A 14,751-nucleotide genomic window follows, 5' to 3' on the forward strand; every position below is an offset into this window, starting at 1 on the left:
GACGATGGCGGCTGCCGAACGGGTGGCCCAAGCACCGACCCGGCGGATCTGGTCGTACTGGCGGTTCTACCTGGCGCTGTCGCCGTTCTACGTACTGTTCGCGGTGTTCGGGCTGTACCCGATGCTGTCCACGATCGTGCTGGCGTTCCAGCGCTGGGACGGTCTGAACGCGCGGACGTTCACCGGCCTCGACAACTTCGCGTTCCTGGTCAAGGACCCGACGTTCTGGCAGGCGCTGGAGAACACCGTCGTACTGTTCCTGATGTCGACGGTCCCGACGCTGGTGCTCGCGTTGGTGCTCGCGGTGATGCTGCAGTCCGCGGTCCGGTTCACCAACGTCTACCGGATCGCGTACTTCGTCCCGAACGTCACCTCGCTGGTCGCGATGGCGATCTTCTTCAGCTCGATCTTCAGCACCAACTTCGGCCTGGTGAACGCCGCGCTGCGGTCGCTCGGCATCCCGGAACAGGACTGGCTCGGGCAGCCGTGGGGCATCAAGATCGCGATCTCGACGATGATCGTGTGGCAGTGGGTCGGGTACAACACGCTGATCTATCTGGCCGGTCTGCAGGCGATCCCGAAGGAGCAGTACGAGGCCGCCAAGGTCGACGGGGCCGGTGCGGTGCGGACGTTCTTCTCGATCACGTTGCCGCAGCTGCGTCCCGTCGTACTGTTCACCGTCATCATGTCGACGATCGGTGGGCTGCAGACGTTCACCGAGCCGCAGGTGATGGTCGGCAACAGCGGCGGCACCGGGCAGAGCGGCATGACCGTGGTGTTGTTCTTCTACCGGGCCGCGTTCCTGGACAACGACTACGGGTACGCCGCCGCGATCGCGCTCAGCATCTTCGTACTGGTGCTGTTGTTCACGGCCATCAACTGGCGGATCTTCCGCGGCGGGAGTGAGGACCGATGACCCGGTACCGATTGCGCGGGATCGCCCTGCACGGCGCGCTGATCCTGGCCCTGCTGATCTTCTTGTTCCCGTTCGTGTGGACGATCCTGATGGCGTCGAACACGACCGCGGACATCTACCGGTTCCCGCCCAAGTTCACCTTCGGCGGACACTTCCTCGAGAACGTCCGGCACGTGCTCGACAACGTGGCGTTCTTCCAGTCGATGGCGAACACCGCGACGGTCGCGATCTCGACCACGCTGCTGGTGCTGTTCTTCGATTCGCTGGCCGCGTTCACCTTCGCGAAGTTCCGGTTCCCGGGGCGGAACGCGTTGTTCGTGATCCTGCTCGCGACGATGCTGCTGCCGGCGCAGTTGGCCGCCGTACCGCAGTTCCAGACGATGGCGATCCTCGGCTGGGTCGGTTCGCTGAAGGCGCTGATCATCCCCGGCGCCGCGAACGCGTTCGGGATCTTCTGGATGCGGCAGTACTTCAAGAACTCGATCCACGACGAGCTGGTCGAGGCCGCGACGCTGGACGGCTGCGGCTTCTTCGGTACCTACTGGCACGTGGCGCTGCCGTCGGCCCGTCCGGCGCTGGCGTTCCTCGGCATCTTCACCTTCGTGGGCTCGTGGAACGACTACATGTGGCCGCTGATCGTGCTCACCAACCCGAACCACGTCACGCTGCAGGTCGCACTGTCCACGCTGAACCGTTCGCACGGCGTCGACTACAGCATGGTGATGACCGGCGCGCTGCTGGCGATGATCCCGCTGGTGGTCGTCTTCGCGCTCTTCGCCCGCCAGTTCATCAAGGGCGCGACCGAAGGCGCCGTCCGCGGCTGACGGACCGATGTAAGCTGCCGGAACCCAGAGCAGCAGCTGTACGTCGGAGGGGCACATGGTAGGCAAACGGGGGCGGGTGATCGGCCGGATCGCACCCGGGATCGTCGGCGAGGTGATGCTGCCGATCCGGGGTGCAACCGAGGCCTTCTACGCTTACCCGGCGACCGACGAGGTGATCGAGGTGGGGACGCAGGTAGTCGTGGTCGACTACGACCCACCCCGCACCGTGTACGTCGCTCGCGCCATCTAAATCCGTTCCCTTGGAGGGGAAATGCTCTGGACGTACCTGATCATCGCCGCGGTCGCGGTGGTCGTGCTGCTCATCCTGTTCCGGATGGTCTGGCGGGTGGCGGAGCCGAACGAGGCACTGATCATCTCCGGCCTCGGCGCGCACTCGAGCTCCGAACAGGTCAACGAGACCCTCGGCTTCAAGATCGTCGTCGGCCGCGGGACCGCCGTACTGCCGGGATTCCAGACGGTACGCCGGTTACCGCTCGACATCCGCGCCACTCCGTTGACCGTGACGTGTGTGTCCAGCCAGGGCATCCCGCTGCACATCAAGGGCGTCACGGCGTACAAGGTCGGCGACGACTACGGCTCGATCGCGAACGCGGCCCGGCGGTTCCTGGAGCAGAGCGACGAGCAGGTGATGGGCACCATCCACGAGCTGTTCGCGGGTCACCTGCGGGCGATCGTCGGTTCCACCACGGTCGAGGAGATGCTGCACGACCGGGAGACGCTGACCACGAACATCCGTGGCTCGCTGGCCGGCGACATGGAGAAGCTCGGCCTGGTCGTGGACTCGCTGCAGATCCAGGAGATCGACGACGAGTCCGGCTACATCAAGAACCTCGGGCGTCCGCAGGCCGCCGCGGTCGAGGCCGCGGCCCGGATCGCGCAGGCCGAGCGGGACCGCGAGGCGACCGAGCGCGAGCAGGCCGCGTCGGCACAGAAGGCGGCGGCGGTCCGGCAGAGCTCGATCGCGCAGGCCGGGTACCAGGCCGAGGTCGACCAGGCGAAGTCGAAGGCGTCGCAGTCCGGCCCGCTGGCCGAGGCGCTGGCCCGCCAGGAGGTCGTGGTCGCCGAGACCGAGACGGCGAAGCTGAACGCGTCGCTGGCCGAGAAGCAGCTGGAGTCGACGGTCCTCAAGCCGGCCGACGCCGAGGCGTACCGGCAGCGCACGCTGGCCACGGCCGCCCGGGACGCGCAGATCGCAGCCGCCGAGGCGAACGCCCGCGAGGTACAGCTGCGGGGTGAGGCGCAGGCGAAGGCGACCGAGCTGACCGGTAAGGCCGAGGCCTCCGCGGTCGAGGCGAAGGCGATGGCCGAGGCCGCCGGTATCAAGGCGCGCGCCGAGGCGCTCGCCGCGAACACCGAGGCGGTCGTCGCGCAGCAGCTCGCCGAGGCCTACCCGGAGATCGTCAGCGCGGCGGCGAGCTCGTTCGAGAAGGTCGGCAACATGGTCGTCCTGAACGGTGCCCAGGGCATCGAGGACACCTTGGTGAAGACGATCACCATGGGCGGCTCCGGCTTCGCCCTGGCCAAGCAACTGATCGACTCGCTGGCCACCAAGAAGGACGATGCCAAGCCTGCGCTGGAGCCAGTGGCGGACGAGTCCGCCTGACGCTTCTGCCTGGGGATCCCCTTCCGAGGAAGGGGATCCCCAGGTGCTTTTACGCGGTGTGCAGAGTCAGGTGGTACGTCTGCAGGATCTCGTTGACCGGCTGGAACCAGGTCTCGCCGCCGCTGCTGCAGTTGCCCCAACCGCCGGACGTGACGCCCTGCGCCTGGTCACCGGTGATGAACGAGCCACCGGAGTCGCCGCCCTCGGCGCAGACATTCGTCTTGGTCGCTCCGTAGAACAGCTGGCCGTTGCCGTAGTTCACCGTCTCGTTCTTGGCCAGGATCGTGCCGCAGTGCCAGTGGGATGTCGAGCCGCTGCGGCACACCGATGCACCGATCGGTGCCTCTGACGACCCGCGGACCAACTGGTCACTCACCTGTCCCCAGCCGAGCACGACCGGCACGGTCCACCAGCCATAGCCGGTGGCGACCCAGGCGTAGTCGTTGCCGGGGAACGACCAGCCCTGGAACGAGCCCTGGTCCGAACCGTCCCACCCTCGGACAACGCCGCTGCGTCCACAGTGGCCGGCGGTGACGTAACCGCCGTACACCGAGAAGCCGATCGAGCAGCGGATGTTGCTGACGTAGTACGGGTCACCGCCGACCGTGCCGGCCGCGAAGGTCCGCGGTGCGTGCGCAGCCACCTCACGAACCGTGACCTTGCCGAGCTTCGCGATGAACGTGTCGACGGCCTGGGATCGCTTGCCTGCTTGGACGTTGACGACCACGGTGCCCGTCTTGGGGTCCGCTGCCCAGCCGCTGACCGCCGCCGGTACGGACTTGCCGGCCAGCTTGTCGACCGCCGCCTTCCGCTGATCCAGCGCCTTCGACGTCGCAGGTACGCCGGTCACCTGCGCGCCCGTCGCTCGGACAGCGGCCGCGCGGGTCTGCCCGACCAGGCCGACTACGAGCTTCTGCGTGCTCGCGTCGTACCAGGCTCCGCCGAACGTGGCGCCGGCCGCCTTCTGGGCCGCGGGCAGCAGCTTGGCGGCCGACGTCTCGGCCCGTAGCCGGTTCTGCATCTGCTGTTGGGCCAGTCCGAAGTCGCGTTGCATCGCGGTGGATTGGCCCGCGACGGCCAGCGGCTCGGCCGCTGCCAACGCCTGTGTGGGCACGGTCAGGACACCCGCCGCCAGTACGGCGGCCAGTAGGACCTTCATCTGAACTCTCCTCACCTAGGGGCGGTTCGGTGCATGAGAGCGCTCTCGTGATTGAGAGTGGCGTACCGGAAACAGTCCGTCAAGGGGCGATGACCGCCGCTGTCAGCGGGCGAGCGCCTGCAGGGTCGGCTGTTCGCGTTGGACGACCACGGCGCGCGCCTTGGCCAGGGCGGTCCGGATGGCGTCCGGTTCGGACGACATGGTCCAGTTCGACCACAGCATGACCAGCAGCCGGTTCCCGACGGGCACGGCGTAGGAGTCCATCGACGCCCCGCCGCCCTTGGACGAGATCGCCATCGAGCCGGCCGGGAGCTTCGCGCTCGACGGCACCGGCCGCACACCGATGCGGTCCGGGCAGGTCGTGCTCGAGGTCCGCAGATCCTTCAACGCAGCCTGTACGCCGCCTTGCTGGTAGACGATCCGCTCCTCGGACACGATCTCCGACGGACCTGCGCTCCACACCAGCTGGCGCCGCGCCATCCGCAGCTTCTCACTGGGCAGCCCGGCGGCGCCCGTCCCGCACAGGCCGGCAACGGTCGGCGAATCCAGGCGAGTGATTGGCGCACCCAACGGCCGCATCCCCGGAACGTCCTGGGCACCCAGGCCACCGGTAGCAAGCGCCGCAGCAGCTCGCGCGGCAGTCAACGGCTGCGGCGACGGCGCCGGTGTGCTGACAACCACCGGCGACGGGCTCGCAGCGTCCTGCTTCGATCCACCGCAGGCAGAGACGACGGCCACACTCGCTAGGACCAGCGCGACAACAACCCCGTGGCGACGACCAACCCCGATGCCCGCATCCCGCATCTTCACGAATTCCATCCGCTCTGAACGTCGTAGTGCCGACCTGATCAGGTGGCGCCGTGAAGATAGCCGACCGCCGGGTTCAAGAGCAGCGGGTCACAACCCCAGGTAGGCGAGAACCGCCAGGACGCGGCGGTGGCCGGAGTCTGTGGGCGGGAGGTCGAGCTTCAGGAAGACGTTGCCGACGTGCTTGTGGACAGCGCCGTCGGAGATGAACAGCTTCTCCCCGATCGCCGTGTTACCGAGGCCTTCGGCCATCAAAACGAGTACTTCGCGTTCGCGGGGAGTCAGGCGGTCGAGCGGGCTACTGCGCTTGACCATCAGCTGGCTGACGACCTCTGGGTCCAGTACGGTCCCGCCGGCGGCAACTCGGCGTACCGCTTCCAGGAACTCGTCGACGCGGGAGACCCGGTCCTTCAGGAGGTAGCCGACGCCTTCGCTTCCGGCAGCGAGCAGTTCGGCGGCGTACACCTCCTCGACGTACTGCGAGAACACGAGCACCGGCAGACCCGGGCGGACCCGCCGCGCCTCGATCGCGGCGCGCAGGCCCTCGTCGGTGAAGGTGGGCGGCAGCCGTACGTCGACCACCGCGATCTGCACCTCGTGCTCGGCGATCGCCTTCGAGAACTCGTCCGCGTCGGTGGCGACCGCGGCGACCTCGAAGCCGGAGTTGTTCAGCAGCAGGCTCAGACCTTCGGCGAGGATCGGATTGTCCTCGAGGATGATCACCCGCACGGAAGGATCACCTCGACGGTGGTCGGCCCACCGATCGGGCTATGCAACTCCATCTGACCGTCGATCGCCTGCACACGATGGAGCATGCCATGCAGTCCGCTCCCCCGGCCCAGCAGGTCGGACTGCTCACTGACGCGCGCTCCGCCGATTCCGTCGTCCGTGATCGCGAGGTAGAGCTCGGAACCCCTCCGCTCGAGCTGTACGTCGACATGACCGGCCGCACTGTGTTTGGTGACGTTGGTGAGGGACTCTGCGACCACGAAGTACGCGGCGGCCTCTACTGCGGCCGGGACGTTGCCCGGCTCACCGATCCGCAGCTGCACGGGCAGTGGGCACCGGGCGGCCAGTGCGGACACCGCTCCGACCAGACCGCGGTCCGCGAGGATCGGCGGGTACATGGTGCGCAGTACGCCACGCAGCTCGGTCATGGCCTGCTCTGCGCCGTCCCGGGCGTCGTCGAGCAGTTTGGCGGCCTTCTCGGGGTCCTGTGCCATCGTCTGCTTGGCGATACCGATCCGCATCGCCAGCGACACCAGCTGGGCCTGTGTCCCGTCGTGCAGGTCCCGCTCGATGCGGCGCAGCTCCGCGCCATGCGAGTCGACAGCACCAGCACGGCTCTTGGTGAGCTCCTCAACGCGCTGCTCCAGCCGGACAGTCTCCAGCTGGTCCTGACTCGGCTCAAGCAGGTGGAGCACCGCTTTGGCGTGACCACGAGCCAGTGCGGGCGCCACCCGGCCCAGGAACCACAGACTGGCGCCAACCTGCAGCGGGCCGAGGGTGAGCGCCTCCAGCCAGCTGTCGACGTCAAGACCCATCAGGCTGAAGTTGCCAGGGGCAAGCCACCACAGCAACATGCCGACGATAGCCGCCGGTGCACCGACCACTGCGATGACCGCGACGACCAGCTCCGGGATCATCACCACCGGCATCAGCAGACACCGCAGGCTGCGCTTGAACGACTTGTCCCGGGTCAGCGTGACCACGTCCCCGAGCAGCCGCGGCAGTGCCGGCGGCAGCAGTTCGGCCGCCGGCCTGCCGAGGTACCTCGCCGCTTTGCTGCGCTCGCTGTTTGCCAGCCGCACCAGACCGGCGGTGGCACCCGGGATGACCCAGCCCAACAGCAGGCTGATCGGAATCGCGGCCAGCAACGTGATCGACTTCAGGTACCGGATCACCAGGTACCCCACGGCCGGGCCACCCCGGGACAGGATCTTCGTCAACATGCCCACTATCCTGCGGCACCCGCTACGCCGCGGTCGGTACAGCAGGCTCTACCTTTCGTTCTCTAGCAGTCAGGAACGCCGGGCAGCTTCGCGTTCGGGTCGTCGATGTAGATGTTGGTCATGTAGCCCTTCTGGTCCCGGAGCTTGGCCCACCAGTTGTTGGTGTAGCCACCGGCGGTCACCGTCTCGCCCTGGACCTGGCACTCGACGAACACCCGGGTCGGACCGGCCAGCGTGGTCACGACCGACGCGGACGTCTTCGGCGCCGAGCGGACGTTGACGCCGTTGCCCCAGGTGGTGAAGTTGTACTCCGGCGGGTTCGGGTCCCCGCCGTTCACCAGCTGCATGTAGTAGTTCCAGTCCCAGTTCGGGCCCGGGTCGGTGTGGTCGTTGTTCGGCATCTCGCTGTGGCCCTTGATGTGCGCCCGGTCCTTCGGGATGCCCCGGCGATCAGCGATGTTGCGGGTGAGGGCGGCCGACGAGCGGTACATCGCGTCGGTGAACCACGAGGGCTGGTCGACGTACCCCTCGTGCTCGATGCCGATCGTGTACGGGTTCTCGGTGCGGACGTGCCAGGCGGTGTCCTTCTCGGCCACCATCTGCGTGACCTCACCGTCGCTGGAGCGGATGACGTAGTGCGCGCTCACCTGGGCCGACGCGTTCTTGAACCAGCTGATCGTGCCGGCGTAGGAGCCCTGCGTGACGTGGATGACGATCGTGGTGATCGCCGCGGTCCGGCCGGCGCGGTAGTTGCTGGTGCTGGCCGGGTTCCAGATCGCGTCCGGGTAGTCGACGGCCTGGGTCTTGCTGCGGGTGCCGAGCGGCGCGACCTTCGCGTAGGCGCCGCGGTCCGGCGTGACCTGCTGCGGGTCGGTCGAGACACCGGCGGTGCGGACACCGAGGCCGATCACCTTGTACACCTCGTCGGTGTAGAGCCGGGCGGTCGCGGCGTCGGCGGAGTGCGAGTACTTCGCGATCACGGAGTACCACTTGCCGAGGTCGGAGCGATCCTTCAGACCCGCCTGATCGGCGTACGAGTCGAGGACTGCGGCGGCGCCGAGGACGTTCGACGTGTCGTCCTTGGACAGCTTCGCGACCGGCAGGCCGGTCAGTTTGCTTGCCTCCGACATCGTTGTGTTGACGTTGTTGCTGGCCAGATGCATGACGCCGTACCCGTTCGCCTGACTCGGCGCGCCGTTGTGGCCGTCGAGGTGGGTCTCGGCGAACCCGACGCTGACGAGGACCTCCCGCGGTACGTCGTACTTCGCGGCGGCCGAGGTGAACGCGGACGAGAGGTCCGGTTGACCGGCGGGTTCTCGTGGTTCGGCGGCGTTGCTCGGGAGGGCTGTCAGGGCGAGTGCTCCGGCAGCCAGCAGGATCGTGGAAATATGGGCAGTCTTCCCCATGGGCGGAATTTCCTTCCCTCTTCGGTCCGCCGAGGGGCGTCGGCGGTCCCGGGAGCCACGCTAAGGGAAGATCTTCCGTTCCGGCCAGGGTTTGGGTGAAATCCTTCCGGTCACCGATGGAACAGCACGCGACCACGCAGCGCGATCAGTCGCGGGTGGGTGAGGACCGCCGGGTTGGCGCGCGGGTCCTCGTCGTACACGACCAGGTCGGCCGGATCGCCGGGCCGCAGCTCGCTCGGCGCCCCGAGCCACGCGCGCGCCGCCCACGACCCCGCGGCCAGCGCCTGCTCCCCCGACATCCCGATCTCGGTCAGCGCCTGGATCTCCTGCGCGACCAGTCCGTGCCCGAGCACCCCACCCGCGTCGGTCCCGGCATACACGGGTACACCGGCCTCGAAGGCGTCCCGCAAGCGGTCCAGGCGGCGGTCGTACAGGTCGCGCATGTGCGCCGAGTACTGCGGGAACTTGGCCGCGGCCTGGTCGGCGTACTGCGGGAAGTTCTCCAACTGGATCAGCGTCGGTACGACGGCGACGCCGCGCTCGGCCATGTGCTGCAGGAGATCGGGCTCGAGGCCGGTGCCATGCTCGATGCAGTCGATACCCGCGGCGAGGAGATCCGGGAGGGCGTGCTCGCCGAAGACGTGGGCCGTCACGCGGGCGCCGAGCCCGTGGGCTCGGGCGATCGCGGCGTTCAGCGCCTCGGCCGGCCAGCACGGTGTGAGGTCGCCGGCGTCGCGGTCGATCCAGTCGCCGACGAGCTTGACCCATCCGTCACCACGGCGGGCCTCCTGTTCGACGTACCCGACGAGCTCTTCCGGCTCGATCTCCCAGCCGTAGTTGCGGATGTAGCGCTTCGATCGGGCGATGTGCCGACCGGCCCGGATGATCTTCGGCAGGTCCTCACGGTCGTCGATCCAGCGGGTGTCCGCGGCCGACCCGGCGTCGCGGACCAGCAGCGCACCGGCCTCCCGGTCGACGATCGCCTGCTGCTCCTGCGTCTCGCGGTCGACCGCACCGTGCTGGTCGAGGCCGATGTGGCAATGCGCATCGACCAGGCCCGGAACGATCCAGCCGCCGGTGTGCACGGTCGTCACATCAGCAGCGGTGGGCCGGTCGACGACCAGCCCACCGCTGAGGTGGATCTCCTGTTGCTCACCGGCCGGCAACACCGTGCCGACGAGCTTGAGTACGCCGGATTCGGTCATGCTGCCGACCGTATCCGGCGCAGTGTCACTCGTGCGAGGTCATCCGTGCGAGCCGCCGCCTGGCGTGCAGGTCGGGGTCGTCGTCTCGTTGCCGGCGCACGGCGAACCCGAGGGCGTGCTCGTCGGGGTGTCCGTGGGCGTGTCGGTCGGGGTCGGCGTGGGGGTCGGCGTCGAAGGCGTCTTGGTCGGAGTCTTCGTCGGCGTCTTGGTCGGGGTCTTGGTGGGTGTCTTCGTCGGGGTCGACGTCGGGTGGTGCGTCGGCGAGTCCGTGGGCGTGTCCGTCGGCGTCGGCAGCGTCGGCTTGTGCCACTGCGTCTCCGACGGCGTGGACGGATCCACCGTCGTCGGGAGTGGGGTGGTCGGGCTCGGCGTCGAGGTCGGCGTCTTCGTGTCGTCCGGGATGTCCGGGACCTGGCGCGGGTCCACCCGGCGGTCGGCGTTGCCGGTCGTGGACGCGGTCGTGATGCTGCCCTTCGCGTTCGGCACCAGCACCGCGTTCTTGCTGTAGACCCGCATCCACTTCAGGACGGTGGCGACGAAGTCCTTCGAGTGCTGGTAGCGGAGCAGCGCCGAGACCAGGTCGCGCGGGCGCTTCAGGTCGTCACCCCGGGAGCAGAGCACGACGGCGACCGTCGTGACCGCGTCGTACACGTTGTTCGGGTTGCGGTAGCCGTCGCCGTTGCCGTCGGACCCGAACTCCGTCCAGACCTGCGGGATGATCTGCATCGGGCCGACCGCCCGGTCCCAGGTCGGGTCGGTGTCGAACTTGCCCTTGTCGGAGTCGGTGATCCGGCCGTTGCCGTGCCGGCCGTTCAGCTGCGGGCCGAGGATCCGGCCGCGGGTGGTGCCGGCGACGTCGACCCGGCCGTCGCTGGCGTGGTCGGACTCGACCTTGCCGATCCCGGCCAGCAGCGGCCAGGTCAGCCCACAATTCGGCCGCACGACCGCGAGGTTCGCGGTGGCGCGGCGGTAGGCGGGGAACACCCCGCGGGGAATGCCGTTCACAGCTCCCGGCCGCCCTGGACGGACGACCGATCGCCCGTCGGTGGCCCCCTGCACGGGGACGTCGGCGCGGGCGGGTTTGTCGGATCCGAGCCGGCCGTCCACTCCGGGACGCTGCGGCACGATCATCGTCAACTCGTCGAACTCACCACTGTTCAGCCCGGCCCCAGGCGAAGGGGCGACCGGGCTGCCTGCCGCGAGCTGACCGGAGGCACCGGTTCCGCCTGCGGCGACGGTGACGACGGCCCCGACCAGGAGCGGGGCTGTACACAATGAAGCGATGATGATTTTGACCCGACGGTTACCACTACGGGTTAGGCGCATAGCCCCTTCAACGATCCATGCGCCGGAAAGTTACATCAAGACGACGCAAAGTTACGGGCACCAGAAACACCTCGGACAACCGGCACCGGGGTAACGATCGTCGCTACCTCACCCTACTGACCGTCCACAGCCGAACGCGAATCCGTACCACTCGAAGACGCTGCGGACCGCTCGGGGCCGTTGAGGAGCGCACGGGGCTGAGGGCTGCCCTCCAGGACCGCCCGGGATTGCGCGGGCTGCTCGCGGTTTGCCGGGCGCTCAGCCGGCCGGCTGTGAGGCGGCGGGGCTGGTGGCCGCAGGGTCGGCCGGGTTCGCCTCCGGGGCGGTCGAGTCGCACGGGCTCGGCGTCGGGCTCGGCGTCTCGCCCGGCTTCGGAGTCGGCGTCGGCGTCGGGGTCTCGCCCGGCTTAGGCGTCGGGGTCGGCGTGCACGTCGGGTCGGTCGTCGTCGGATCCGTCGGCGTCGTGGGCGGTGTCGTCGGCGGCGTGCTCGGAGGTGTCGTGGTGGGCGGCTTCGACGTCCCGGTCCCCCCCGTCGGACGCGGCACCGTCGGCTTGGACGGGGTCGCGGAGGCAGAACTCGTCGGCGTCCCCGGCTTCGTCGATCCGGAGGTGGTTCCGCTCGTCGGCCGCGGGGTCGTCGTGGCGGTCGTTCGCGGCGGCGGCGTCGTGGGAACCGTTGTAGGCACCGACGTGGGTGCTGTGGTCGGGACCGTGGTCGGCGCGGTCGTCGCCGGCGTGGTGGTCGTGGTCCGCGTCTCGTCCCGGCCGTTGTCGGCATTACCGCTGTCGTCCGGGATGTCGATCTGGCCGGGCTTGTCCGGGATGCTCACGGTTTCCTTGCTGTACGTCTGCATCCACCGCAGGACCGTCGAGACGTAGTCCATCGAGTGGTTGTAGCGCAGCACCGCCTGCACGAGCCCCTGCGGGTCGGACAGGTTCGCGCCGCCGGAGCAGAGATAGTCCCCTGCGGCCCGCGCCGCGTCGAACACGTTGTGCGGGTCCTTGACGCCGTCACCGTTCCCGTCGGCGCCGAACGTCTTCCAGGTACCGGGCACGAACTGCATCGGCCCGACGGCACGGTCCCAGGTCGTGCTGCCGTCGTACACGCCCTGGTCGGTGTCGGCGATCGCCGCCATCCCGGGGCTGCCGTCGAGGACCGGGCCGAGGATCTTGCCGCGGGTGTTCCCGTTCGCGTCCACCTTGCCGCCGCTGGCGTGGTCGGACTCGACCTTCCCGATCCCGGCGAGCAGCGGCCAGGTCAGGTGACAGGCCGGCATCGAGAGCGCGAGATCCCGAGCAGCCTTCTGGTACGCCGCCAGCACGGTCCCCGGGATCCCCGAGGTGTCCCCGAGCGGGCCGGGGATCGGCTGCACGGTGCCGTCCGTCGTCCCGGTGATCGGGACCTGGACCGTGGACTTCTCCTGCGTCGGCAGGCTGCCGTCGACACCCGGCTGGGGCGGCACGTTGTTGGCCAGGTCGTCGAAGACCGCGTCCTGGCGTGGTGCGGCGAGCGCGTGCGCGTCGACGACGAACGTGTTCGAGGTGACGCCACCGACCACGAACACGGCGACCATCGCGGTGGGCGGTGCCAAGCAGACCCAGGTAGCGGTCAACTTCCCCCGCCACGTGTCCAGGTTCTTGAACTGCTGCCTCATCCGAACCGTCCTCGACGCATTCCGCAGATGGTGTGTCACTCGGGCGTAGGGACGATCTTAACCGCCGGAAGATCAGCCACAACCGGCGCCGGTGTGCCGTGACCGAGTACCGAACAGTCCTGTTCAGGCACTCGTCCCCCGGTGTTCACTGCCCCACACCTCACCACCGTAAGCACACGAACCACGGGGTACGCCAGGCCGAACGGTCGACGAATCGTCATCCGTCCGGTTGTGGGACCGTTCTTTCGTGCCCTTTCGGGAACGGCTCAGTTGCCGCCGAGCATCTTCTTCAGGTCGTCCGGCAGCTCGAAGTCGCCGTCGCCCTGGGCGCCGCCGAACGCGGCCGGCAGCTGGCCCGGCTGCGGCTCCGCGGGCTGCTGGTTGCCCTGGTTAGCCCGCTTGGCGGGGTTGCCGGAGCCGCGCTTCTTGCCCTTCTTCTGCTGCTGCTTGGCCTTCCGGCCGCCGCCGCCCATCCCGGGCATTCCCGGCATTCCGGGCATCCCCGGGATGCCCTTGCCGGACGCCATCGCGGCCATCATCTTGCGGGCCTCGAAGAACCGCTCGACCAGGCCGCTGACGGTCGAGACCTCGGTCCCCGAACCCTTCGCGATCCGGGCCCGGCGGGAGCCGTTGATGATGTTCGGGTCGTTCCGCTCGGCCGGGGTCATCGAGTGGATGACCGCCTCGATCCGGTCGATCTCGCGCTCGTCGAAGTTCTCCAGCTGGTCCTTGAACTGGTTCGCGCCGGGCAGCATGCCGAAGATCTTGGTCAGCGGGCCCATCTTCCGGACCGACTGCATCTGGGCGAGGAAGTCGTCCAGGGTGAAGTCCTTGCCGCCCTTCTTCTGCAGCTTGGCCGCGGTCTTGGCGGCCTCCTCCGCGTCGAAGGTGCGCTCGGCCTGCTCGATCAGGCTCATCACGTCGCCCATACCGAGGATGCGGGAAGCCATCCGGTCGGGGTGGAAGACGTCGAAGTCCTCGAGCTTCTCGCCGTTGCTGGCGAACATCACCTGGCGGCCGGTGACCTGCGCGATCGACAGCGCGGCACCACCGCGGGCGTCACCGTCGAGCTTGGACAGCACGACGCCGTCGAAGCCGACGCCGTCCAGGAAGGCCTGCGCCGTGGTGACCGCGTCCTGACCGATCATCGCGTCGACGACGAACAGGATCTCGTCGGGGCTGACGGCGTCGCGGATGTCCGCGGCCTGCTTCATCAGCTCCTCGTCGACACCCAGCCGCCCGGCGGTGTCGACGATGACCACGCTGTGCTGCTTGGTCCGCGCCTCGTTCATCGCCTCGCGGGCGACCTCGACCGGGTCGCCGACACCGTTGCCGGGCTCGGGCGCGAACACCGGTACGCCGGCGCGCTCACCGACCACCTGCAGCTGGGTCACCGCGTTCGGCCGCTGGAGGTCGGCGGCGACCAGCATCGGGGTCTGGTGCTTGGTCTCCTTCAGCCACTTGGCGAGCTTGCCGGCCAGGGTGGTCTTACCGGCACCCTGCAGACCGGCGAGCATGATCACCGTCGGCGGCCGCTTCGCCATCCGCAACTCGCGGGTCTCGCCACCGAGGATGTTGACCAGCTCCTCGTTGACGATCTTGATGACCTGCTGCGCCGGGTTCAGCCCACCGCGCACGTCGGCGCCGGCGGCCCGCTCCTTGATCGCCGCGATGAACTCCCGCACCACGGGCAGCGCGACATCGGCCTCCAGCAACGCGATCCGGATCTCCCGGGTGGTCGCGTCGATGTCGGCGTCGGTCAGCTTGCCCTTGCCCCGCAGGTTCTTGAACGCAGTGGAGAGCCGATCGGAAAGCGTGTCGAACACGAGAAACAGTCCGTTTCCTCGAAGCGATGAACTCCCCGAGTCTACCGGCC

At 68.6% G+C, this 14,751-nt stretch carries 13 protein-coding genes; 4 read left to right on the forward strand and 9 right to left on the reverse strand.

Annotated features, from left to right (window positions below; genetic code table 11):
• Positions 1–4 precede the first annotated feature (4 nt).
• The 4 genes from AC0662_RS33445 to AC0662_RS33460 are packed head-to-tail and all read left to right on the forward strand — an operon-like array spanning position 5 to position 3,364.
• Complete coding sequence (locus AC0662_RS33445; RefSeq protein ID WP_452204607.1) at positions 5–916, forward strand: carbohydrate ABC transporter permease; 912 nt, start codon at positions 5–7, stop codon at positions 914–916.
• Positions 913–1,740, forward strand: coding sequence for a carbohydrate ABC transporter permease (locus AC0662_RS33450; protein ID WP_452204608.1), 828 nt, complete (start codon positions 913–915; stop codon positions 1,738–1,740). Before AC0662_RS33445 ends, AC0662_RS33450 begins: the two co-directional genes overlap by 4 nt.
• A 55-nt stretch (positions 1,741–1,795) precedes the next feature.
• Positions 1,796–1,990 (forward strand): hypothetical protein, encoded by a 195-nt coding sequence (locus AC0662_RS33455; RefSeq protein WP_452204609.1) that lies wholly within the window; start codon positions 1,796–1,798, stop codon positions 1,988–1,990.
• Positions 1,991–2,011: 21 nt separating this feature from the next.
• Complete coding sequence (locus AC0662_RS33460) at positions 2,012–3,364, forward strand: flotillin family protein (protein ID WP_478305673.1); 1,353 nt, start codon at positions 2,012–2,014, stop codon at positions 3,362–3,364.
• Positions 3,365–3,413: 49 nt separating this feature from the next.
• Here AC0662_RS33460 and AC0662_RS33465 read toward each other — a convergent pair whose 3' ends face one another.
• From AC0662_RS33465 to ffh, 9 genes are all read right to left on the reverse strand, one after another.
• Positions 3,414–4,523: a S1 family peptidase gene (locus AC0662_RS33465; protein ID WP_478305675.1), complete on the reverse strand. Its 1,110-nt coding sequence runs from the start codon at positions 4,521–4,523 to the stop codon at positions 3,414–3,416.
• 102 nt (positions 4,524–4,625) lie between these two features.
• On the reverse strand, positions 4,626–5,342 hold the full coding sequence (locus AC0662_RS33470; protein WP_452204612.1) for a hypothetical protein: 717 nt from the start codon (positions 5,340–5,342) through the stop codon (positions 4,626–4,628).
• Positions 5,343–5,420: 78 nt separating this feature from the next.
• Complete coding sequence (locus AC0662_RS33475; protein ID WP_452204613.1) at positions 5,421–6,059, reverse strand: response regulator transcription factor; 639 nt, start codon at positions 6,057–6,059, stop codon at positions 5,421–5,423.
• Entirely contained in the window at positions 6,050–7,282 is a 1,233-nt protein-coding gene (locus AC0662_RS33480; protein ID WP_478305678.1) for a sensor histidine kinase, read from the reverse strand. The genes AC0662_RS33475 and AC0662_RS33480 overlap by 10 nt, the downstream gene beginning before the upstream one ends.
• A 62-nt stretch (positions 7,283–7,344) precedes the next feature.
• Positions 7,345–8,688 carry an N-acetylmuramoyl-L-alanine amidase gene (locus tag AC0662_RS33485; protein WP_478305680.1) on the reverse strand — a complete coding sequence of 448 codons (1,344 nt, stop codon included), beginning with the start codon at positions 8,686–8,688 and terminating at the stop codon, positions 7,345–7,347.
• A gap of 110 nt (positions 8,689–8,798) precedes the next feature.
• Positions 8,799–9,893 (reverse strand): amidohydrolase family protein, encoded by a 1,095-nt coding sequence (locus tag AC0662_RS33490; RefSeq protein ID WP_452204616.1) that lies wholly within the window; start codon positions 9,891–9,893, stop codon positions 8,799–8,801.
• Positions 9,894–9,932: 39 nt separating this feature from the next.
• Positions 9,933–11,168 carry a lytic transglycosylase domain-containing protein gene (locus AC0662_RS33495; protein ID WP_452204617.1) on the reverse strand — a complete coding sequence of 412 codons (1,236 nt, stop codon included), beginning with the start codon at positions 11,166–11,168 and terminating at the stop codon, positions 9,933–9,935.
• A gap of 309 nt (positions 11,169–11,477) precedes the next feature.
• The gene (locus tag AC0662_RS33500; protein ID WP_452204618.1) at positions 11,478–12,875 is read right to left on the reverse strand and encodes a lytic transglycosylase domain-containing protein; all 1,398 of its coding nucleotides are present in this window, start codon (positions 12,873–12,875) and stop codon (positions 11,478–11,480) included.
• Between the two features lie 266 nt (positions 12,876–13,141).
• Complete coding sequence (gene ffh, locus AC0662_RS33505; protein WP_478305683.1) at positions 13,142–14,701, reverse strand: signal recognition particle protein; 1,560 nt, start codon at positions 14,699–14,701, stop codon at positions 13,142–13,144.
• Between the last annotated feature and the right edge of the window lie 50 nt (positions 14,702–14,751).

This window comes from Kribbella sp. NPDC043289, assembly GCF_056436705.1.